The sequence below is a fragment of the Lapidilactobacillus gannanensis genome, assembly GCF_003946675.1.
Taxonomy (GTDB): domain Bacteria; phylum Bacillota; class Bacilli; order Lactobacillales; family Lactobacillaceae; genus Lapidilactobacillus; species Lapidilactobacillus gannanensis.
Genome location: NZ_RHOT01000024.1, coordinates 16,483 through 38,865 on the forward strand (window position 1 = coordinate 16,483; position 22,383 = coordinate 38,865).

The following is a 22,383-nucleotide window of genomic DNA, read 5'->3' on the forward strand; positions in this document are numbered from 1 at the left end:
GACCAGCCATTTGGACCAAATCAGCATTCTTAGCACATTTCAATTCACGCTCCTATATAAGGAGCGACGAGAGGTGAGCGACCGATAATGCCGTTTGTTGTATTCAGCTTACCAAAGTTATCGTCCGGAATACGGTCTAGCATTAAATCGACCAGTAACCACATTTGCTTGCTTCTAAAAAGGCAGCTGACAATATATGTCAGCTGCTCTTTTAAAAAACACTACACTGTATTTACATTTCAATCCGCGCAATAGCAACAACTAATACGACTTAATAAGCATAAGCTATTTAGCAACAATTGACAAACATTCTGAATAATTTAGCGTCGGTTTAGGAAAAATTAACGCGATTTTAAAAATAAAATTCATCAATACCTTTCTTTTTCCAAGATATCTGTTAAAATAATACTTGTTGTTGCCGCTGTGGCGGAATTGGCAGACGCGCAGCGTTCAGGTCGCTGTATCCTCACGGGTGTACAGGTTCGACTCCTGCCAGCGGCACTAAGTAAAAAAGCGCTAATCCTTCAATGGATTAACGCTTTTTGTTTGCAATCATAACGGACAATTTACCTATATCAGCTGATTAATATCTTATAATAACTAGTTCCTATTTTCCCAAAGCATGTTGTTGATCAATGGTCTGATTTAACTTAAAGTTAGCGCCTAACAATAAAATAACAAACAGCAACAACGCCCAAGGATAAATACTTAATCCAATCCAGTTAGCGACCAATCCAAATAATGGCGGCGCAAAGGTACTACCAATATATGCCGAGGCCATTTGCACCCCGATCACGGCTTGGGAAGTTTCAGCACCAAAATTAAATGGCGTCGCGTGAATAATCGAAGGATAAATTGGCGCACAGCCTAGGCCAACAATCACTAAACCAAACAATGCAAAATAGTCTTGCTGAAGTGGTAACACAATACAAATAACCCCGATCAACACACCAAGACTGCCGAGGACAATCAAATTACGATCACCGAGCTTGTCGGCCACCAACCCTGATAGAAAGCGACCAATTGTTATCCCAATATAAAAAAGTGAGGCAAATTTGGCCGCCGTTGCAGGTAAGACCTGCCGCGCTTGTACTAGGAAACTACTGGCCCATAAACCGGCGATAGCCTCCAAGGAGCAGTAACTAATAAAAGTTAACAACGCAATTTTCAATCCTGGAATTCTTAAAATTTCGGGTAAATGCAGCGCTTTTTTACTGGTGGCGTTAGTCTCGGCTTGACTGCCCGTCGAAATTCTCCATAATGGCAAGCTCACGAACAAAACAATCGTCAAAATAACTTGTAAAATACCTACAATCCAATAACCAGCATGCCAACCAAGTTCATGAGTCAAGGCATAACTCATAATATAAGGACTAATGGCTGCACCCACACCCCAGAAACAATGGAGCCAATTCATTTGCCGCGAATTAAAATGCAAGGCCACGAAGTTATTCAAGGCCGCGTCAACAGCACCAGCACCCAGCCCATAAGGAATTGCCCACAAACAAAGCTGCCAAAATTGAGTCGAAATTGAAAAGCCAAACAAAGCGACCGCTGTAGTTAAGACGCTTAACGCCGTCACCATGCCAGCACCCAACTTTCGAGTCATGCGGTCGGAAAATAAACTTGAAATAATCGTATCACCAGCAATAATCATCGTCACCATGCCAGCGTACGAAACCGGCACATTTAATTGCGTGTGCATCACCGGCCAACCAGCACCAATCAGTGAATCTGGCAACCCTAAACTAATAAATGCGACATAAATAATTCCTAATAACAGTGAAAACATTCAGCAACAATCCCCTTAATCAAAGATACAATGACCCTATTCTAGCGAAAAATCTCGATGTTTGCTAGCGCTTTTATGAAATTGTTTGTTGGATCTTTCAGAAATAAAACTGAAATTGATTAATTCTTCAAGACGACCTTGACCAAACATTCGTTCGTAAGTATATTAGAAGTATCTCAAACAAAGGAATTTACTGATGACAACTACTTTTATCCTACCAAACTTACAACCGGCTCAGTTCACTGACCTCCTTAAAGTCGAAGATGCTTACCTTAGCCAAGTTGAAATTAATCAACAACAAGTTGACCAATTAGAAATTTATCATGCCATTATTGAACAGGCGCGGCTGACTCAATTAGATTTGACCAACTGTGATTTAGAGAAATTTGACCTCAATCAAGTTGAAATCAAAAATTGTGACTTCTCCAACTGCCATTTTGAAGAAGCCACCTTTTATCAAGTTCATTTTGTTAATTGTAAATTAATTGGCGCGACTTTTGACCAAGCTTATTTAGGCGATGTCACTTTTGAACATTGCCAATTGAGTTTGACTAATTGGCACCAATTAACGGCTAAACAAACAGCCTTTACTGACTGTGATTTAAGCGATGCCGACTTTAGTGAGGCTAAATTAACTAAAACTACTTTTTCTGGTAGTCGTTTGGAACAAGCCAGTTTTCTAGGTACCAGTTTAAAAAATCTAGATTTAAGCGAAAGTATTTTCAAAAATCTTGGTGTGCAAATGGGCGATTTATATGGCGTCAAGCTAGATCAGGAACAGGCCGCCCGCTTTGCCCAAATTTTCTTAAACGTAAAAATTAGTGATCCAACTGATTAAATTCGAAAAAGCTATTGAAACTAACGGCGAAATTCGATAGAATAGCTCTTGTGGTTAAATAATTACAATTTAATCCTTGCGGGTGTAGTTTAGTGGTAAAACACTAGCTTCCCAAGCTGGAGTCGCGAGTCCGATTCTCGTCACCCGCTTCATGTGAGAACCCTTGATTGATAAGGGTTCTTTTTTTGTGTCTTCGTTTAAAAAAAGTGTTAGTTGTCAACAAATAGCAGAAAATATCAGTGAATATCAAAACTTTCGGACAACACTCCGGACAAGTTTCGGTTAGTTTAATGCTGTAAGACCAGTAGTTCATTCAGCTGAAAAGCTCTAACTCGGACACTTTTAATAAGTCTTGTCCATTATCCTGCTATCCCAGATTCTCCTCAACAATTCGTGAGGCTTCCATCTGCGTCTCTTGAAAAATATCTGAATAAATATCAAGCGTTGTAGAAACAGATGCGTGTCCCAACATCTTAGAGATTGTGTGCGGATCAACTCCATTATTGACAAGAATAGAGGCAAAGGTATGTCGTAAAGCATGCGGGCTTAATTCTGGTAATCCAGCTCGTTTATTGATTCTCATCAACCACAACCGTGGATGTGTTAATTCCGTAAACTCATTTTTGGAATTGCTAAAAATCAGTTGCTCACTTTTCTTAACCGTTATCCCAGAATCAAAAAAGTCAACTTGTTGTTTTTGCCATGATTTTAAAATCGTCGCCGTTTTGCTAGTTAATTCAACTACTCGCCAAGAATTCTTAGTCTTGGGCTCTCCCAGGTAAAGCCGCCGTTGCTCACCTCTCGTTAACGTTCGCCGAATACGAATAATGGAACGGTCAAAATCAATATCTTCCCAGAATAACCCTAACAGTTCTCCCTCTCGACACCCAGTTGTAGCCATTAATTGAAAAAATGCATAGATTAGTAGTGGTTCATTTTTCTGAGCATCCTTAAGCAAAGCCTGTTGTTGCTTCTTAGTATAAAACTTATTTTTTCGATGAGTCTGCTTTTGCTGACCTCGTGGCATAATAATATTGACTGCCGGGTTTTTACTAATGAATTCCCGCTTAACTGCAAAGTCCAAAATGCGAGAAATATTATAGGTGTATTCTTTAAATGAAAACAATTCCTTCGATAATTCATTCGTAAAATCTTGAATTTCTGCCGTTGTTATTCTTTGAATTAATTTATCACCAAATATTGGTAAAATATGAACTCTAAATTTTCCTAATAATTTTACATAACTTGATTCCTTAACGGTAAATTTATACGTTTTCAGCCACATTTGATAAACTTCTTCAAATGTATATTTTGTCCGTCTCAATGTACCGTTCGTTTCAAAAATTGTTGCTTGTTCGTTCAAATATGCTTTTGCAGCATTTTTCCTTAAAAAACCTTTCTTTCGTACTTTCACTTCTTTGCCAGTCAGACGATCCATTCCAAGATACGCACTTACCTGCCAATATTTTTGATTGTCGCGTTTATTCATATACGTTGAAAATACTGCCATTATTAATCTCTCCTCTTATACTCGGGGAAGCACATATGAAAGAAGATTAATAACAATAATTACTCACTACCTAAATTTTAAATACCCTTCGGTGCCACGACGATCCATATAGGTTGGATCCTTGAAACGTTCAGCGATTGTTTGTTCACAACCGCGGCGCGTGATATCCAGAATAGGTTCATATTTGTTGCGCTCAACGATTTCAGCTAATTCTCTGGTAGGCAGGCTATTAAGTTGCTCCAATAAAAAGGCACGCTGCTTTGTCTCATCATTCGCCAAGCGATACATACGATCCAAAAATTCAGTATAGTCATCCATTACCATCTGAGTTGTCTTGGCATAATCGATTGCAACACCAGTTTCGACACTATAGAAAATAGAAGTCGTCGTTCCCAATGCAAGTGCAATTTTCTGAACCATTGTATTGTCAGGAATTGTCCGACCATTTTCATAATTATTGACAGTTTGTGTTGAAACGCCAATTTCTTTTGCCAATTGCGCTTGAGTGACCTTGCGACTTTTACGCACTTTACGTAAAACATTTTTAAACGTGTTCATTTAATCACCTCGAATTTAGAATACAGCAAACAGCAAATGTAGTCAACTTAATTATATTTTATTACGCTTATTAATCATTATTATACATATATTTGCTATTGATACTATTAAAAAGCAAATTTGCTTGATTTATAGTCGATTATCCCCTATACTAAAGCTATAAAACATTTGTTCGGGGGAAGTGCATATGACAGAAAACAATCAACTCATCAGTAAAAATATGGAAAATACATTGGCTCTTCTATTGAGGAAACTAATCAACCAAGAGTTGCAAAAAAATGATTATTCCGATTTTCTCAATCAGAAGCAATGCGCGGCTTTTTTCAATATCAGTGTTAACACGCTTAAATGCTGGGTTAGCCTTGGATGTCCAGAAATACGGTTAGAAACAGGCAGTGTTTACTATACCAAGAAAGCTATTTATGAATGGCTTACCCAGCATCAAAGAAGTCTAACAAGAATCCATTAAACAGATACCCCTACAAAGACGTGCGGAGTGCAAATGTAGCAGTGGAACTGCGGAAAGCCGGGCCGTGAGAGACCGGCGGTGCGGCACTAGGGAACCCAATTGGAAATTGGGCGAGCGACAAGCACGCTCGGTGGCGCTTGCGCCACCGAGTTTCACCCTCCGCATGTAACACGGAGGGTGAAACAGATAAAACAAGTCAAGAAACAGTGATAGAGGTTGATACAACAGAGTTTTCAAAGAAACTTTAGATAAAATAAAAGTTGCCACTTATCTATTTCAACAAGATCGGAGCGAATAACATGGAAAAACTACGAAATTTAAGTATTGCTGAAGCAATTAAAGATTATCGGACACATCGTCATTTAACGCTTAAAGAAATGGCTGACATCCTAAAGGTGTCAAAGTCAGCTGTTAGTCGTTACGAATCAGGAAAACGGCGCCCTGACAAGAAGACAATGGAAGAAATCAATACGTACATGCCATGGTTAGTCAACGATGGTAATCCGCTAGAATGCGTTTTTGATTATGTTCGTGTGAGAATCATGGACGCCACGGTTGATGAGGTTATTACTAAGCTGCTCAATCTTAACCCTAAAACATTTGATGATGAGGGACACGGGTTATTGCACTATGACTCCTGCTTGAGCCGTGGACACATTAAAGTCCTGTATGATCACAATCGTGTTGAAGGAAATTCTAAAGGCGTTCTAGTTGAAATGACTGGACAAGGTTGCCGTGAATACGAGGTGTTGCTCAGTTATAAAAAATTCGACTGGAACACATTCCTCGTGACTGCTCAACAAGATTTCAAATGTTACTTCAAACGAATCGATATTGCCATTAATGACTACTATGGCATTGTTGATATTCCAGATTTAATTGAAAAAACCAAACGTGGCGAAATTGGAACGAGATTTAAAAAGGTCCAATTTCAGGGAGGAATGGAAATAGTCAATTACGATGGTGAGACTATCATGCGCGACAGTGGCTCAAGTATTTACTTCGGAGCGCCAAAGTCAAATCTGCGAATTGTCTTTTATCAGAAAGATCTCGAAACTTTTGAAAAAACGGAAGTCTCTCATGAGAACTATGTCCCAATCAAAAACCGTTATGAGATTCGCCTCATGGACGATTATGCTGAAGACGCAGTTCTTAACTATTGTAAATTCGACCATAGTTTTCAAAGCCTTACACTAGGTATAATCGACTATTATATTTGTTATTACGACCCTACTGCGTCTGCTGGCGCCGAGGATCGATACGAACCGTGGCGACAACTTATTGAGGACGCCGATGAAGTACAGTTGAAAGCTAAGCCTAAAGAAAACAACTTCGATCATTCGGTCACAGCTCTTACTAAACAGTATGGACCGACACTATCAATGCTTGCAGCTTATCAAGCGAGAACGGGAGATAACTTATTTGAGAAGATTATCAGTGAAGCAAAGATGAAAAGGCGCCAAGAAAAAATGCTTGATACTAAGTTGGGTGAATTTGATGAGATATACGGCGATTATGATTGGGGAATGAATGAGGAGTGGTAAGAGGAAAAAATTGAAATCTAAATTCTGGTGCAAAAGTTAAGACACCAAAGAATGCGAGAATATTCTTTATAACAACAATCGCTGTAGCAACGATGACAGCACTTAATGGTATGTCTAAAACTCATAGAACTTCTGATGAATTTTCTCGGTGCTATAAAAATCGGGTATTAAATTTCTGTGGAGGCTTAAGAAAAACGAAAAATAACTGCATACTCCATTTGTAAAATGAGAGCATACAGTTATTTTTCGTTTACTCAATAATGAAATCAATCATGCAACCACTTCACAAACAATATAAAGCACGCGTTTCAATCTTCGAAGAAGGATTGGCTGAGGACCTGTCTCTGCTACCAATTCATCTTTAAGATTAACTTTTACCAGTTGCGAAATCACTGCTGGAACTTTTGAGCTTCGTTTCGTAAAGTAAAGTGACCTGACCTAGTTTTAAAATGTTATCTGGATCAACTAACTTGACCGCATGGTAGGCGTCATCAATGAATTCAATTCGATAGGTGGTAAAGAAATCACCGCCAGGCTCAGGCATTGGTTGAATCTCAAGCTCATAACCAGAAATACCAGATTTATTCTTGATAGGCTTAATCTTCAGAATATCGAAACCTGCTGTTTCTGTCTGATTAGGAGGCCAAATTATCAACCAAGAATCATAGAAGAAAACTGCCGCCTCTGATTGTGACATCGTCTCAATTGACGTTAAATCAATCGCTTGCCAGCGTGCCTCGGTAAAATCCTTTTTTGAATTAACCTGTTCCTTTTTGCCGGAAGTATAAATTTGGTTATACAAGTCGATAAAGTGATTGCCATCAGGATTATTAATGAATTTACTGCTGCTAACATTGCTGACTGATTTTTTAGAAGTATTAGCCGACTGGCTAGGTCTGGCGGAGCGGTCAAATCGGGAGATGAGACCGCCAGCCACCAATAAAGTGATAAAAAGCGTAACGACGACAGCCAAGATAGTTTTCTTACGCAACACATTCACTCCAAGTCTAAAAAATTAAGAATTGTCAATAAACCTGAAACGTTCTTGTCTCATAATACGTGCGTCGGGAATAAGTACCATCTGTATTATAATAGACGGTTTCATCGTATGGATTTCTGTACACTGTGAAACCATGTGGATAATTAATTGTTTCGGTTTTATACGTTTTCGAATAAGTAACTACCCATTGGCCTCCTTCCCACTTTTCTTCAATATAGAGATAACTTGGTAACGTCACGACCTTGGCCAAAATTCCTTGGGTTGAATTTAGGTTAAGAGTTGCCGCGCTGACATTCACAGTTGGTAATGCTACAAGCGAAAATAATAAGACACCAACACTACAAATTGCTCTTAAACTTAATTTTCTCAATCTGTCTGCCTCCCAACTCAATTATTAATTGGCGTATAGTAATAAGTACGCGTTTCAAACCGCTGAACTTTTGGCGTTTGCTGTGTATCACTGGGTCCAGATTCACTAACATTGGAAACCGTATATTCTGTTTTAAACGATTTTACATACGAAACGGTTGTATATGAAATTGCATCTTCACTCACGACAAACCAAGGTGAGTTTTCGTTTGCACGTAGTAACCATACATTAGTTTTATATGGCATTTGGGCCACCTTTGCCATCGCAGACTGTGTGGAATCAGTCGCCTGAGTTGCGGCTCCAACATTACTCGTAGAAACTGAAGCTAAGGAAATTCCAACAAGTGCAGCAAAAATAATCAATGATTTTTTCATATTTGTAGTTCCTCTCATTTTTTGAAACCGATTTCACGATTAATTATATTCCACATCACAAGCAAAGTCTATGGCTTTTTAAATAATATTAGAAATAATTTCATTGTTAAGAATCAAACCAATTATTATTTAATTTATAACGGCAATTAATTGGCTCATCATTAAATCTAGCTACGTCACAATGGCGATTTCCGACAATATCCCCTTCAAGAATACTGTTGTTGTCGACTCTAAGCCGTCTAATAATGATGTAACATAAATTATCATTTCTGGGCTCATTTTACCCTTCGGTCTTATTACTGCATGGATGAGCTCATACTCAAAGAATGACTGAACTGACAGTAATTCTGAAAAATCGTCAGATAGCGGATCAAGCCGATTAATGAATTTAGCAGCATCATGATTGTCGTGCAAAATGAGAAGTCTTGTGATGGCATGGATTGAGGTTTCTAGAGCAGTTGATAATTGCTGTCTTGAAAGATTAAAATCCATATTTCTCTGTAAGATTTGCGGGAGTACCCTCACTATTGTCTTAACGGTTGCACCTGGAAGCACTTGTTTAAATAAATCAACTTCATAGTCATAAAACTCATTAACCTCTAATAAATACTGACTAATATTGTTTACCTGATGCTGTATTTCAAAGATATTCTTCTGTTTCAATCGCGGCATGACACTGGTAAAGTCATCCATTGTTGCGTTCATGGCGGCAAGAATATCTAAAAAATCTTTATCTGTAATTGAGGAGCGGCCATTCTCAATGTCTCGATAATGGCGCACCGTCATTATGTTATACGCAACTTCTGACTGAGTTAATTTTTTATCTATTCTTAGTATCCTTAAACCATCACCGATTGCAGCTTTATCCATAATATCCACTCCTAAACTAGCACTTAGCTAATTTTAGAACGAAATTATGTGTAAATTGCTTTTTTTGCGGAAGGATCCTTCCGGTGTTTTACATTTCGCCGCTTCTTCGTGTCACAATGGTCTTGTTCTCGAGAACAAATTTGTGCACTGACACAGTTAGGAGCAAAACAATGCTCGATCACCTTGGCAATATTATCTTTGGCGGTGCTTGGTCGCTGATGCCTTTCTATTTAGGGGTGCTGCTGATTCGCGTCATTTTTATTTCAGCAGATTATGGCAGTAAGAAGTTCGGTAAGACGTTACTGAATTTCCTACTGACCGAGGTCATCAATTGTTGCTTGATGGGCATGTGTGCCATCATCGATCAACTGTTACCCTACCTGAATATTAGTTGGAATTGGAGTGTGGCAACTTTCTTCGGGTTGATCATTATCTTTGAAGAAATGCTTTGGATCATTTCCAAATCAAGCAAATACGTCAATGTCGGTTTCTTACGACAAACAGTTTCAAACTTGCTTCAGATTGTTCAACAACACACTGAGAAATGAGGTCTTGTCAATTATGGCAGATGAAATGGTATTAGAAGTACAAAAATGGTTAAACACAACTTATGCAGGTAAAGCTGGTTATGATCAAGCACCGGAGGATGGTCAAACCGGTTGGTCGACGATTTACTCCCTGCGTGAAGGGCTACAAATCGAGACTCACGCTGAGGGTGTTGGTCAAGGTTTCGGTGAAGCAACTCGTGCCGCTGTGGCTAAGATAGTTAGTCAATTGAAGCCAGGCTATGCTAATAAGAACATTACCAAACTGATCAAAGGGGCGTTCTGGTGCAAAGGGATTACACCCAGTGACTTTAGCGATGTTTACAGTGCGGCAACTCAAGCAGCTTTCGAGGAATTACAATCAGATGCTGGGTTAACGGCGAATGGTGTAGTGACTGTCAATCTGATGGCAGCGTTGTTCGATATGTCCGCCTTTGTCCTTGTTCCAAGTGGTAAAGAAAAAGTTCGGGCCCTGCAGCAATGGCTGAATAGTATGTACAGTAATTACACTGGTATTCTTCCCTGCGATGGAATTTATCAACGTGACACAAATGTGGCTTTGATCTATGCACTGCAGCGTGCGCTAGGTATGGCGGCTACTACCGCAAATGGTAATTTCGGACCTGGTACAGATTCTGCTCTAAAGAACGTGGTATTGAGTGTAGGTTCAAATAGCGAAATTGCTAGAATCGTGCAATATGGTTTGTATCTAAATGGCTTTTATGGTGGGACGATTTCAACGGCCTACACATCAGCTGTAGGAGCAGCCGTACAGAAGTTTAGTGAATTTATGAAATATGACAATGTTAGTAATACAGCCGGTTATACTGTTATTAAAGGTTTGGTAACTAGCAATGGTGATACAAACCGAAATAGTAACGCCATGGATTGTGCCACACAGCTAACCGCTAGTGATGTTAAAAACATGCATAATATTGGCTTTGACATTGTTGGTCGCTATTTAACGGGTACAGTTGGCACCGGTTCATCCGAACGTGCAAAGAATTTAACTTCAACAGAAGTTAAGGCAATTCTGGATAATGGTATGAAGTTCTTCCCGATTTATGAAGATGGCGGCTACTATGAAGGATATTTTACCGCGGCGCAAGGTACTAAAGATGCACAATTAGCTGCTGTTGCTGCAGCAAACTTAGGGTTACCATATGGGACAACAATCTACTTCGCCGTGGATGTGGATGTCCAAGACGGTGATATTGCTGGAACTATCTTGCCATACCTAAAAGCTGTTGCAAGTCAACTAAGTGGCAGTTGGTATCGTCCAGGTGTTTATGGCACCCGTAATGTTTGCCTCCACGCACAAGATTCACTCGGTTATAAGAATAGTTATGTCGCGGACATGTCATATGGGTGGAGTGGTAACTTAGGATTCAGAATGCCAGAAAACTGGGCATTTGATCAATTTGTCGAATATACAGCCTATGGCATCGACATTGATCAGTCAGCTGCATCAGGACGTGATGCTGGTGTATCCAAAATTTCTACTGAGCAACAAGAAAATCCACAGATTTTCATGGCCCATCAACTGATGAAAAAATTCCCCGCATTTAATGACTTATTTGCAGACGTTAACTGGACAGTTGCAACACCTGAACAGCATATCACGACAGTTGCGGCGGATTATTACATGACATTAACCAATGAATGGTCTGGTATTGCAGTCGATGACCAAACCGGAGTCTTGAATATCAAAGATGGTCAAGTCATGGATGCAATCAACGATACTGCCGAAGACTTCAATACGGCTCTTTCTGGCATTGAATCTGGAGATTATCTGGGGACCTTTAATGAGCTAGCCCCAATGATTGGTAATGGTGCCATTAAAGCTGGACTAGCTATTAGGAACGGCGCTGTCGGTATTAAAGTAAGTATTGAAGGCTCAACCAAAGTGGAAAACTCGTCTGCTTCACTTGAGTCTAAATACACGCTGACAATGGAAACATACGTTCATCGTAATATTCCTAACCTACCTGTAACCGATTATGATAATTTATATAATCCAGTATCTACGAAACAACCTTTTGAATTGCCGGTTACGACCCTTGGCATTTGTTTAGGTATCACGGCGGTATTCTTGGCAGTGATCTATTTACCAGTTGCAGCAGTTACTGTAGCAGTAGCGACTGCCATTGATGGTGTACTTAAACTAGTAGTACGACTAATGAATTTTTCCCCAGCACTATAGAAATTAGGCCATCAAATTAATAAATGAGGCCGGAGTATAGATTAAGAATGGCTGCATATTCCTTTTTCACGCGGAATATGTGGCCACTTTTAATCTATTCAATAACTAAACTAATATAGTCTCATATGCCTTAATAACGAGGTAAAATTACTTTTTAATATTCAAAAATTCAGATTTTACAGCTGTATATTGGCAGTTATACATATGTTACTCAGCCTTATTTTTGCCAAATTGATTGTCATTGAATATTGTGCTAGTATTAATATTATTTAAATGAGGTGAACAAATTGAATTCATTAATTTATGTAAGCAGTCCTTATCTCATTTTTATCATACTCTGGCTAATTGTTGTCCTAATATCTAAACGTAACACACGAAACTTTCAGCGGTATATGATGAAGAAGTATAACTGGTCCAAAAGTGAATTTGCTAGCAAAGAAAAAGTACAACGAACCGCCGCAATAAACAGAGTCCCCTTCCTTGCTCAAATACTGCCGCTGGCTTTGATTTTGGCCACAATCATTGCTTTCATAGTTAGTTGGAGTCTGTTACTACTAAGTTTTTCGAATTATTCCAGTGCGTGTTTAACCATGATTATTATTTTAGGACTAGACCTTCTTTTTATTGGACCATCTTTTTTTTACGCGGAGAAAAAGAGATCCACCTACAGGAGCAAATTTGCTGAATTTAATAATAAAAAAAGAACGCCCTTATATGCTGCTTTGGTCCCCACAATTATCAATTTAATTTCATTATTCTTATTTGTCTTAATTCGCTTTCCTAGTTGACCATGGAGAGCTAGTTTAAAAAGCTTACTAGACTCATGTAAAAGTCTAGTAAGCTTTTTGCCACTAAAAATGATTCTGAAGAACTAGATTCCCCGAGTTATTCCAAAAAACAAATTTTCCTCGCTGGGCAATCACAATCATCAATTATGCTAGGATTCTGCCTATTCTCGACGGAATTTCCAACACAGTTTTATTATTTCTAAAACGGCCGCATGGTTCCGCAAATACAGTTAGGCATGATTACCTCTGGCATATTCTAATAATCGGAAACAACAGACGCTACAATCAATTACGAAAAGAGCAACGACTAGTGGAATGCAGCTAAAGTCAATTCATTTTCCGAATTGATTGGTGTTGAACATTGTGCTAGTATTAATATTAATTAATGAGGTGAACAAATTGAATTTATTAATTTATTTAAGCAGTCCCTATCTCACTCTTATCGTCCTCTGGTTAATCGTCATTTTAATATCTAAACATAACACGCGGAACCTTCAGCAATATATGATGAAAAAGTATAACTGGACAAAAAGTGAATTTATTAGGCAAGATAAGTTGCAACGAACCACTGCAATGAACAGAGTTCCTTTCTTTACTACAGCGCTGCTACTTGCTTGGATTTTGGCCACAATTATTGCTTTCATAGTTAGTTTGAGCCAATTATTTATAAACTTTCCGAATTATTCTAGTCCGTATGCAATTATGATTATTGTTTTGGGACTAGGCATTCCTTTTATTGGTCCGCTTTTTTTACATCGGGAAAAAAAGAGCCACCTATCGAGGTGAATATCCAGAACTTGATACTAATAAAAGAGCGCCTTTATTTATTGCTCTGGTCCCCACAATTATCAATTTAATTTCACTACTTTTATTTATCTTAATTCGTATTCAAAATTGATTGCAAAGACAGAAACTATAACCTGATTTATTCATAAAAAAAGTGCGTGGTGCTAAAATCCATTGACTGACTTGGCATCACGCACTTTTTAATTTACACCGAATGGGTGTAAAAAACTCCACCATGTTATCGTGAAGTTACCAACCGAACGATACATGAAGAAAAGGATTTCTCACTTATGAGTTTACAGGCGAAAAAGCTAAACTTCAAGGAAACCTTGATAATTACTAATACCAGTGGTGTTATCTAGCAATGCAGGTATCGTACAATTAAAAGAGTTTATTGAAAAGTCCGGACTTAAATCCGGGACCTGAATCTTTCTATAAAGGCTAGTTCACTACCTTTTTAAAACGAAAGTAGACGATATTCTATATATAACAAACAAATTATAGAATACAGGATGGGCAACATGGACATCTCAAATCTAGTTTTTTACCTTATCTATACTTTTTGATCATTTGGCCAATATTAATATGCTTAGCTCGGCGGCAATTTAAAAAACAAAGAAGATTCATGATGAACAAGTATTCGTGGACCCTAGAAGAGTTTCGGACACAACAAAAACAGCAACAAATGAATTATACTGAAAAAATACCTAGACGTCTGCAAAAACTAATGAATCTAGTAGGTTGGACACTATTCTATTCTTTTCTCATTGCCTTGACACTTATTGTCATAAGTAAAAATCTTTATAATATTTCATATTGGTTAATGATGACAGTTTTGGTTCTACACAGTGTTGTTGCTTCTACAATTGTTTATAACTATCAAAAGAGTAGAAGTCTTATTCAAGGAGATTTCTCTGAATTTAATACTGGTAAAACTATTCCAATTAAAAGTGCATTAATAATGTTTACTATTGATTTAATTTTACTTGTGCCGTTTGTTTGGTGTTACGTTCTCGTCAATCCTTAATACTCATTTTTACTAATTCCAGTAATCATTTTCCTACAAAATTAGTATCAAACAGCTCAACCAACACGTTAATCACGTCTGACAATAATTCAGGAAAATTCAAGGGCTGGCACTAAGCAGTCAACCATTTAAATTCTTTCATATATGCTTCCCCATTATCTCTGACAAAATCTCGGTCAATCTTAATCTCTTGGCTTGTATTTATTGGTATAACAAGGCTTGTCATACCCACTTACAGACACACTAGCTTCCCAAGCTGGAGTCGCGGGTCCGATTCCCGTCACCCGCTTAATGATAGAATCCTTGGTCGACAAGGGTTCTTTTTTTGTGCGCTATTTTTTACACGCGGTCTGCCCAATCAATGATAACTCCCTTTTTCTCAAACTTTAAATTAAAATTGAATATTCGTTTTTTTAATTTTGAAAGGCAAATAAATTCATTTTACCTAATGATTTCAATAAGCATTAAATTTGAATTACTGTCATAAGTGTTAGATACTTAAATTAGTTCTTAAACATTAAAGGAGGCAATTTCATGAATAAATTAGACAATGCCAAAGATAAAGTATCTGGCAAGGCTAAAGAATTGGAAGGTAAAGCTACTGGCGATAAGGTTCGTGAGACCCAAGGTAAAGCCGAAAATGTAATGGGTAAGGCTAAGGATAAATTAGCAGATGCCAAAGACGCTGTAAAAGATGCAGTTGATGACGTTAAGGACAAACTTAATCAGTAACTTTTTGAGGCTGCGGCCTCTTTTTTTATCGATAAGATTAATCTTCATTTAACGCCGCTAGAAGCTCAAATAGAGACTAACCTAACCTTTCTCCGTAATAACTTATTACTGTTTTCGGGTAAGTTACCGTCGCTAATTCAAAACCACTGATCATTATTTACAAGCACACTAAAAAGGACAATTGGCTCGGCTCCTGTCAAGAGGACAATCAAATAATTAAAGTGTTTATGCACATTCTTGAACGGCATGATTTCGATATTCTATCGGCGTCATGCCGTTTAATGTTACTTGAAGCCGCTCAAAGTTATACCAGCGAATAAACTCATTGATCTGAGCAAGTAATTCACTCTTTGATTGCGCCGTTCTGAACGCAAAAAATTCGTCCTTCATGTGACTCCAAAAGGATTCTATAGGACTGTTATCGCCAGGGGTACCCGCTCGTGACATACTATGATTGATGTCATGACCTGCTAGGAAAGTGTTGTATTCACCAGAGGTGTAGCTAGAACCCTGATCGCTGTGTAAAATGGCTGGTTTAATTGCATTTGTGTTCTCTAAAGCCAACCTGATCGTATCGGTAACTAACACCGATGTCTCAGTTTCGGCTACCTGCCAAGCAATAATACTATGATCATATAGATCCTTAATGGCGCTTAGGCGAAGCCGATACTGATTTCTAAGACCATATCTTAATTCGCTACAATCAGTTACCCAAATATGGTTAGCCTCATCTGGATGAAAATTATGACCCTTATCTGCATCATACAGAAGGTTAGCCGAGAGTTGCTCTTTATGTTCCTCATGTCGATCATGTTTCTTAACCCTGATAGATGCTTTGATTTCATTTTCGGCCATTAATCGTCGCACTTTATTGTGTCCAACATGATACTTGGTATTCTTATTAACATACATTGTTAGACTCTCAACACCGTAGATATAGTTGTGTTGTTCCTCTAGCTCGATCATATACTTTACAACAGCTTGATCGTCGATCTGACGCTGACTTAGACCGTGATTTAACCACTTATAGTAACTTGATCGTGAAATTCCCGTATAGGTACACAAATAGCCGATATTATAAGGTTGATCGTTATCTGAATTCACTTCTTGTGTGAGTTCTTTAATAACTTGATATTTTTCTGTTTGAGGACATTCCTTCTCTCTAATTCTTGGATTTTTTCCCGCACGGCTAGCTCCGTTGAGAGCCGCATTACGCGGGCCTGAAGCCGTTTGTTTTCAAGCATTAATTTCTCGTTCTCAGTTAATTGACCATGATCTTCTTTCGCCTTACCACGACGATCCTCTAGGCCCATCGAACCATCTCGTTTGAACTTTCTAACCCAGGTATAGGCTTGTCCATATGAGACGTTAAATTTCTTTATAGCACCGACGTAGTCTAGATCATTGGCAATCACCCATTGTGCGATCTCAATTCGTTCAAGTTGAGTTGTTTTACGACCATCTCTCATATCGTTTTTCTCCCTAGTAGTTTCTAATGATTTACCACTAGTATACCGGGTTACCCACTGATATATAACTGCCACGTTAGGAATTTGATATTCTCTGGCCAATTGTGGATATGACGTGTGTCTTGTTAGATATTTTTGAACGATTTCCAGCTTTAGCTCGGTTGGATAACGGTGCGGCCAAGCTCGCTTTAATCCCGCTTCGCCATCTTTGTGATAACGTTGGACCCATTGCTGGATCTGTTCACCTTTAATATTGTACTGAGTGCCAACTGCGTTAGGAGTAATTCCCTGCTCCACTAAGCTAATACACGCCAGTTTTTCCTTCAATGTATAGCGGGAACCTTTTCTTCCCATAAAAAACTCCTTCCTAAGTGTACAAGCTTTGATTATTTGCTTGTCTACTTAAGTAGGAGTATAGCCATTCCAGCAATGAGTTGTCCTTTTTTAGTACAGTTATTTATCAAAATTTTTTAGTCGACTCTGTTTTAAACTGGGGAATCAAACTAAATACAAAAAGCAGAATGGTTAGACCAGAGCCAGCAAAAATTATCACCGCTGAATAATAATCAAACATTAAGCCATAAAGCGCGGTGCCAATGGGAATTGCGACTTGAACTAATGTATCCAATATCGAGAATATTTTACCTTGTTGCTGGGGAACAATTCGTTTTTGCATATAGGTTACTAATGGGATTTTACCGGTCGCCAAAACTATCCCGATCACTAAACTAATTAAAAAAGTAACCACGATAAATAAGCTTGATGATTGTTTAAGTGTCTTTAAGGTAAGTGCAATGCCCGTAATCATCAAACCACAAATTGCCCAGCTACCAACAATATAGCGAAGTTCATGCTGGTAGGCTCGCAAGAGGGGCATGAGTAGCGAAGCTAGAATCATTCCGATAGGCATTGTCACTTCAATTGCACCAATGGCAAAACTATTACCGGCTAGCTTTTTGAAAATAACAAATGGGAGTCAAACTGACAAGCTTACCATGAAAAAGTTAATTACAAACATCCCGATTGTCAATAGCAGCACAACCTTAGTCTGCCATAAATAGCGTACTGCCTGTTTGAAGGAATGTTGCTGCTGGATGGTGGCTGTAGTAACAGTTGCTTCACTATTAACTGGTAAAACGGATTGTTGGTGGTAAGGAAGTTTAAAGAAGCAGCCAATCGCCAGCAGCTCACAAAAAACTTCAAAAAATAGAAACGCTGGTAGCTTGACCCAACTATAGACAGCGCCAGCCAGCAAAGGACCCAATAAGCCGCACAAAGAACTGACTGATTGTTGGAGGCCGTTGAAGGTCACCAATTCATTCTCATCAGTTACCATGTAAACTGCCGAGGTCATCAAAGTCGTACCATAATAATGTCGCTTAAATCAAGAAAAATCGTCAGTACTGATACCGACCAAACTGAAACCGCGCCCCCGACTCGTAAAAAGAGCGCAAAAATAATTAGCGAAATCACACTCATTCCTTGAGAAACAACAAGTAGTCGTCGTTTAGGAAATTTATCAACTACATTACCAATTAATGGGGTCGCTAAAATTGACGTCACCGAACTCACTACTAAAATTGTGCTATATGACGCCGCACGATTTGTTTTGTCAAGCACTGCCAGTGACAAGACAAATGAAAAGATGCTACTGCCTAACTCAGAAAACAAAATCGCACCAATTAACCAAAATCGTTTTTCTCTCAAAATCAAACCTCACTTACTATTTAAATGTGCTTAAGTGAGTTTACATGCCACATCTGCTTCACCTACTTTCCTTCTCACAAAGATTTAAATTTTTTCTTTATCTAATGAAATTACTTGCGAATACTGATCCGCTAAGGCTGGATTTAAATGATGAGTAACCTCAACCACGGTTAACTCTGAGTCCGCTAGTAAGCGTTGATCAATGGCTTGAGCCGTTTTGACATCTAAAGCGGATGTTACTTCGTCTAAACAGGCGATTGCTCGCGGCCCAAAGAAACTGCGGGCCAGCGCCAAGCGTTGTTGTTGGCCGCCAGAGAAGTTACGTCCATTCTCAGAAATAACCATGTCACAATTATCAACGAAATCAACCCCAGCAAAGCTTAGTGATTGTGCGACTTGATCCCGATTTGGCTCTGCCTCCCAAATTGTCACATTATTGGTAATGCTATCATTGAACAAGTAGTTATCTTGATCAACATATTGGGAAATTTGACTGATTTGCTGACTGCTTAAACTGTTCAACTCATGGCCATCGATTTGAACACTACCTTGATAGTCTTTAAGTTGCCCGTTAAGAATCTTCAGCAAGGTACTTTTGCCCGAGCCACTATGACCGACAATTGCGACTTTTTCAGATTTTTTAATGACAAAATTTAAATTCGTGATAATCTGTTGTCCTGCCAGCTGATAGCTTAAATGACTGGCAGCAATTTTATCTTGAAAACTGAAACTAGTCGCTGAAGTTTCAGCATATTTAGGCGCCGGTTGTAATTCTTGAATCAGTGGTTCCGTTGCCCGCAACTGAACTTGTTCTTTACTTAAGTGTTTCAGCCCATTGAAAATACTTGCGGCAATGCTGCCAGTCGAACTAATCGCCCCTAAAGGAATCTGGCCCAGAATCGCCAGCACACTCGTCACCACGTCCACCAACATTTGGCAAATCAAACTGATTAAATTTATGCCCGTATCCACTTGATCTTCAACTCGGGTGTACGCGACTTTATTGGCGCCATATGATTCTGCGGCGAGGCCCACTCTTTGTGGTAATAATCGTAATTTGTTAGCATTGAAGAAGACGTTAAAGCCATTGAGTAAATTCGTGATTTGATTTGAGAACGCGCCATTGGCTTGGGATAGATTAGCCGTTGCCACGCTTAATCGCTTCCGGAATTGTTTTGGTAGCACCAACATCACCACTGCCAAAACTACGGCTGTCAGTAATAACAGATAATGGTACATTGCTAAAGTGATGGCCGCAAAAACAACGGCAGCCACATCACCGACCAATCCGAAAAAATTATGAAAAGAATGATTCTCAATAATTTCGGCGTCGTTAATATAATGCGAAATATATTGACCAACGTTTTTCTGATGAAATTGATTAATGTCTGATTGGGCGATTTGCGTCGAAACATCCGCTCGTAAATCGACTAACAGCCGTTGAATCAATTTTTCTTGCGAAACGTCCTGAAAATATTCACTGACCATGACCACCAACCAGGTCAGCAAATTGATGCCTAACCAGAAAAATAATTTGGACAGATTTTTTTCAAAAATAGCATTGGTTGAAAAAGTAAATAACACTGCTGTTACTGTGTTCAGCAACGTATTGACGATCAACCACAAAATATTCAGCAGTGTTGCCTGAGGATGGTTGCGCAGATATTTTTTCATTTTCATCGCTCGATTCGAGGGTGGTTGGGACTAGTGAGCCGAATTAATCGACCACCGGATTGCCCGCTGACTTTAATTTTGTTTCAAAGAAAAGATGGTTGCTTGGTGTGGTCAATTGCAGTAAATTATCCGGGTCTTCAATAGCAACTTCGTGATGAAATACATCAGTCAAAGTCACCTGGTGCGTTGTTTCCTGCTGAGGAGCACGTAGCTGCAAAATAAAGTAATTAATCGCGCCCTGGTCACTAGCTTTTTGGAACTTCTCAATTGACCGCACTTGAAACAGACTTGGCTCACGATTGGCGCCAGATATAGTCAGAAATCCTAGTCGAAAGCAAAAAGTCTCCTGACGTTGGCTATCTATGGGATTCTGATCATCAAGTTGGACCACACACCATTGCGTATTCTTAAAATCGGCAACTGTATTCGCGTAGCCGCTGGTGCGACCGCGAGCTTGACTAACTAAGCGATTAACACCTTGAACAGTGGTATTGGTTGTCGTGGCTTGACTGGTCTGATTTTTCTGGCTGGTTTTAGTTGTTGCACTCGTCTTTTACTGACTAACAGCGCCGGTCTTTGGTGCTGACCACTTGACATCAAAACTGCTTTGAAGCAAAGCACCACTGATCCCACCAAGCATAAAAATCAAGCTGCCAAGAACAAGGAACCCAGTTTTCTTCATCTAAATCACCTCACACCTAAGCTTTAACTGTGCCTATTTAATCCGAAGTACTGTCTATGTCAATTTTTAAATGGCGGCAAAATCAACCGTCTGATCAACTAATGGTCGAATTTCATCATGAAGATTATGGGTAACCATAATAATTGTTTTATCTGTTTGACTTAATATTTTTTGTTCAATTCTTAGCGCTGTTTTCGCATCAAGCGCCGAAGTAATTTCGTCTAGCAGTAAAATTGGCCGATCACTGAGCAACATCCGGGCCATGGCAATACGTTGCATCTGGCCGCCAGATAGATTATCACCACCGTGTCTCAGCATAGTGTCCAATCCATTATCCAGCTGTGGTAAAAACTCATTCACCCCACAAATATCACAAATTTCTTGAAGTTGGGCGGCACTGGCTGGGCGTCCCATCAGAATATTCTCGCGCAGCGTCGCTGAAAAAATATAAGGATGCTGATCAACATAAAGCATCCGCGCTTGAATTGCACTTTCACTAAGTTGATGATAATCCTGGCCATCGACCAATAACTGACCCTGATAATCAACTAGCATGTCAAAAATAATATTTAATAAGGTGGTTTTACCACTACCCGAGGGTGCAATAATGGCATATTTTTGTTTTTTACGAAATTTAAATTGAAATTCGTGAGTACCGGCTGAGACGCCCCACGATATTGATAGGAAATATTTTTTAACTGAATTTGTTGATTGAAGGTCGACAACTGTTGTTTGGCCGGGCTGTCGTCGCTGATTACTAAATCCTGATACTTTTTCAAAATCGGTTTAGTGGACCGCACCCCGACTAAATCAAAGCTCATTGCCGTCAAATTGCCAAAAATGATTCCAGCTAAAGACGAGCAAGTAATGATGCTCCCGACTTTCATATATCCCCGCAAAGCGAGCCAACCAGCCAGCACCACAACCGCGGTTTGACTGATCAAACTCACTTCATTGATCACGCCACTATTCTCACCTTTAACGGTCATAAAGGCGACTTTCTTTTGACCAAAATTTTCCGAGGATTGTTTAACTTTGCGCCGGATCAAATTTTTAAGCCTGAGAATATACAAAGCATTGTATCCAGCAAAGACATCAGTAACCTGCTCGGTCAGATGCTCATTAGCTTGACTGTACTCATCAGAACTCCGCTCTAACTTGCGCTGTAAAATTTTCGGAGCCAGAATCATCAAGACTGCCAATAACAGCACTAAAATCAAGAGACTGTAATGATAGCGAATAATCATGATTGCATTCAGCAAAACCGCAATCATGGTTTGCAGGACATCAAAGATATTTTCAAAACCCTGAGTATCGCGAATTTTATAATCAAGTTAGCCACCCATGTTGATTGATCAAAAAATGGTCAAAAAAAGACACCAAGACGAAAAATCAGGTATCATTGAAGTTCCAACACTAAACAATGAGAGAGGTTTTCGTCTTGA

24 protein-coding genes and 2 tRNA genes are annotated in these 22,383 nt (G+C 39.1%); 9 read left to right on the plus strand and 17 right to left on the minus strand.

Going from position 1 to position 22,383, the window contains the following annotated elements:
• Window positions 1-417: 417 nt before the first annotated feature.
• Window positions 418-501: transfer RNA gene (locus EKM81_RS07365), tRNA-Leu, on the plus strand.
• A gap of 106 nt (window positions 502-607) precedes the next feature.
• Here EKM81_RS07365 and EKM81_RS07370 read toward each other — a convergent pair.
• The gene (locus EKM81_RS07370) at window positions 608-1,792 is read right to left on the minus strand and encodes an MFS transporter (protein ID WP_125650357.1); all 1,185 of its coding nucleotides are present in this window, start codon (window positions 1,790-1,792) and stop codon (window positions 608-610) included.
• A gap of 196 nt (window positions 1,793-1,988) precedes the next feature.
• Between EKM81_RS07370 and EKM81_RS07375 the strand changes: the two genes are divergently transcribed.
• Together EKM81_RS07375 and EKM81_RS07380 are read left to right on the plus strand one after the other, a co-directional pair.
• Window positions 1,989-2,630 (plus strand): pentapeptide repeat-containing protein, encoded by a 642-nt coding sequence (locus EKM81_RS07375; protein WP_125650359.1) that lies wholly within the window; start codon window positions 1,989-1,991, stop codon window positions 2,628-2,630.
• Window positions 2,631-2,708: 78 nt separating this feature from the next.
• Window positions 2,709-2,779, plus strand: a tRNA-Gly gene (locus EKM81_RS07380).
• A 218-nt stretch (window positions 2,780-2,997) separates the two neighbouring features.
• Here EKM81_RS07380 and EKM81_RS07385 read toward each other — a convergent pair.
• Both EKM81_RS07385 and EKM81_RS07390 read right to left on the minus strand, forming a co-directional pair.
• The gene (locus EKM81_RS07385; protein ID WP_125650361.1) at window positions 2,998-4,140 is read right to left on the minus strand and encodes a tyrosine-type recombinase/integrase; all 1,143 of its coding nucleotides are present in this window, start codon (window positions 4,138-4,140) and stop codon (window positions 2,998-3,000) included.
• 66 nt (window positions 4,141-4,206) lie between these two features.
• Window positions 4,207-4,698: a helix-turn-helix transcriptional regulator gene (locus EKM81_RS07390; RefSeq protein ID WP_125650363.1), complete on the minus strand. Its 492-nt coding sequence runs from the start codon at window positions 4,696-4,698 to the stop codon at window positions 4,207-4,209.
• Between the two features lie 187 nt (window positions 4,699-4,885).
• Between EKM81_RS07390 and EKM81_RS07395 the strand changes: the two genes are divergently transcribed.
• Window positions 4,886-5,167, plus strand: a complete 282-nt coding sequence (locus tag EKM81_RS07395) for a DNA-binding protein (RefSeq protein ID WP_125650365.1) — start codon at window positions 4,886-4,888, stop codon at window positions 5,165-5,167.
• A 299-nt stretch (window positions 5,168-5,466) separates the two neighbouring features.
• A complete protein-coding gene (locus EKM81_RS07400; protein ID WP_125650367.1) occupies window positions 5,467-6,711 on the plus strand; it encodes a replication initiation factor domain-containing protein in 1,245 nt (414 codons plus the stop codon).
• Window positions 6,712-7,078: 367 nt separating this feature from the next.
• Here EKM81_RS07400 and EKM81_RS07405 read toward each other — a convergent pair whose 3' ends face one another.
• The 4 genes from EKM81_RS07405 to EKM81_RS07420 all read right to left on the minus strand — a co-directional run bounded on the left by EKM81_RS07405 (window position 7,079) and on the right by EKM81_RS07420 (window position 9,325).
• Window positions 7,079-7,702, minus strand: coding sequence for a hypothetical protein (locus EKM81_RS07405; RefSeq protein WP_125650369.1), 624 nt, complete (start codon window positions 7,700-7,702; stop codon window positions 7,079-7,081).
• A 34-nt stretch (window positions 7,703-7,736) separates the two neighbouring features.
• Window positions 7,737-8,081, minus strand: a complete 345-nt coding sequence (locus EKM81_RS07410; RefSeq protein ID WP_125650372.1) for a hypothetical protein — start codon at window positions 8,079-8,081, stop codon at window positions 7,737-7,739.
• Window positions 8,082-8,098: 17 nt separating this feature from the next.
• On the minus strand, window positions 8,099-8,455 hold the full coding sequence (locus EKM81_RS07415; RefSeq protein WP_125650374.1) for a hypothetical protein: 357 nt from the start codon (window positions 8,453-8,455) through the stop codon (window positions 8,099-8,101).
• A gap of 171 nt (window positions 8,456-8,626) precedes the next feature.
• Window positions 8,627-9,325 (minus strand): helix-turn-helix domain-containing protein, encoded by a 699-nt coding sequence (locus EKM81_RS07420; RefSeq protein ID WP_125650376.1) that lies wholly within the window; start codon window positions 9,323-9,325, stop codon window positions 8,627-8,629.
• A 170-nt stretch (window positions 9,326-9,495) separates the two neighbouring features.
• Here EKM81_RS07420 and EKM81_RS07425 point away from each other — a divergent pair, with 170 nt between their 5' ends.
• The 4 genes from EKM81_RS07425 (at window position 9,496) to EKM81_RS07435 (ending at window position 15,406) form a co-directional block, all read left to right on the plus strand.
• Window positions 9,496-9,873: a hypothetical protein gene (locus EKM81_RS07425; protein ID WP_125650378.1), complete on the plus strand. Its 378-nt coding sequence runs from the start codon at window positions 9,496-9,498 to the stop codon at window positions 9,871-9,873.
• A gap of 13 nt (window positions 9,874-9,886) precedes the next feature.
• Window positions 9,887-12,073 (plus strand): glycoside hydrolase domain-containing protein, encoded by a 2,187-nt coding sequence (locus EKM81_RS07430; protein ID WP_125650380.1) that lies wholly within the window; start codon window positions 9,887-9,889, stop codon window positions 12,071-12,073.
• A 2,199-nt stretch (window positions 12,074-14,272) separates the two neighbouring features.
• A complete protein-coding gene (locus EKM81_RS11200; protein WP_164509258.1) occupies window positions 14,273-14,674 on the plus strand; it encodes a hypothetical protein in 402 nt (133 codons plus the stop codon).
• 534 nt (window positions 14,675-15,208) lie between these two features.
• Window positions 15,209-15,406: a CsbD family protein gene (locus tag EKM81_RS07435; protein WP_125650382.1), complete on the plus strand. Its 198-nt coding sequence runs from the start codon at window positions 15,209-15,211 to the stop codon at window positions 15,404-15,406.
• Between the two features lie 225 nt (window positions 15,407-15,631).
• On the opposite strand, the gene EKM81_RS07440 is transcribed toward EKM81_RS07435, so the two are convergent.
• The 10 genes from EKM81_RS07440 to EKM81_RS07480 all read right to left on the minus strand — a co-directional run bounded on the left by EKM81_RS07440 (window position 15,632) and on the right by EKM81_RS07480 (window position 22,260).
• Window positions 15,632-16,510 carry an IS3 family transposase gene (locus tag EKM81_RS07440; RefSeq protein WP_263853329.1) on the minus strand — a complete coding sequence of 293 codons (879 nt, stop codon included), beginning with the start codon at window positions 16,508-16,510 and terminating at the stop codon, window positions 15,632-15,634.
• Window positions 16,507-17,229 (minus strand): helix-turn-helix domain-containing protein, encoded by a 723-nt coding sequence (locus tag EKM81_RS07445; RefSeq protein ID WP_057823861.1) that lies wholly within the window; start codon window positions 17,227-17,229, stop codon window positions 16,507-16,509. Before EKM81_RS07445 ends, EKM81_RS07440 begins: the two co-directional genes overlap by 4 nt.
• Window positions 17,230-17,335: 106 nt before the next feature.
• Window positions 17,336-17,791, minus strand: coding sequence for an MFS transporter (locus EKM81_RS07450; RefSeq protein ID WP_125650386.1), 456 nt, complete (start codon window positions 17,789-17,791; stop codon window positions 17,336-17,338).
• 60 nt (window positions 17,792-17,851) lie between these two features.
• Window positions 17,852-18,211, minus strand: coding sequence for an MFS transporter (locus tag EKM81_RS07455; protein WP_164509259.1), 360 nt, complete (start codon window positions 18,209-18,211; stop codon window positions 17,852-17,854).
• A gap of 17 nt (window positions 18,212-18,228) precedes the next feature.
• Window positions 18,229-18,582 (minus strand): MFS transporter, encoded by a 354-nt coding sequence (locus EKM81_RS07460; RefSeq protein ID WP_125650390.1) that lies wholly within the window; start codon window positions 18,580-18,582, stop codon window positions 18,229-18,231.
• Window positions 18,583-18,666: 84 nt separating this feature from the next.
• On the minus strand, window positions 18,667-20,262 hold the full coding sequence (locus EKM81_RS07465; RefSeq protein WP_125650392.1) for an ATP-binding cassette domain-containing protein: 1,596 nt from the start codon (window positions 20,260-20,262) through the stop codon (window positions 18,667-18,669).
• A gap of 37 nt (window positions 20,263-20,299) precedes the next feature.
• Complete coding sequence (locus tag EKM81_RS07470; protein WP_125650394.1) at window positions 20,300-20,647, minus strand: hypothetical protein; 348 nt, start codon at window positions 20,645-20,647, stop codon at window positions 20,300-20,302.
• A 162-nt stretch (window positions 20,648-20,809) separates the two neighbouring features.
• A complete protein-coding gene (locus tag EKM81_RS11455; RefSeq protein WP_263853330.1) occupies window positions 20,810-20,938 on the minus strand; it encodes a hypothetical protein in 129 nt (42 codons plus the stop codon).
• A 66-nt stretch (window positions 20,939-21,004) separates the two neighbouring features.
• On the minus strand, window positions 21,005-21,616 hold the full coding sequence (locus EKM81_RS07475) for an ATP-binding cassette domain-containing protein (RefSeq protein WP_125650396.1): 612 nt from the start codon (window positions 21,614-21,616) through the stop codon (window positions 21,005-21,007).
• On the minus strand, window positions 21,508-22,260 hold the full coding sequence (locus tag EKM81_RS07480; protein ID WP_125650398.1) for an ABC transporter transmembrane domain-containing protein: 753 nt from the start codon (window positions 22,258-22,260) through the stop codon (window positions 21,508-21,510). The genes EKM81_RS07475 and EKM81_RS07480 overlap by 109 nt, the downstream gene beginning before the upstream one ends.
• Between the last annotated feature and the right edge of the window lie 123 nt (window positions 22,261-22,383).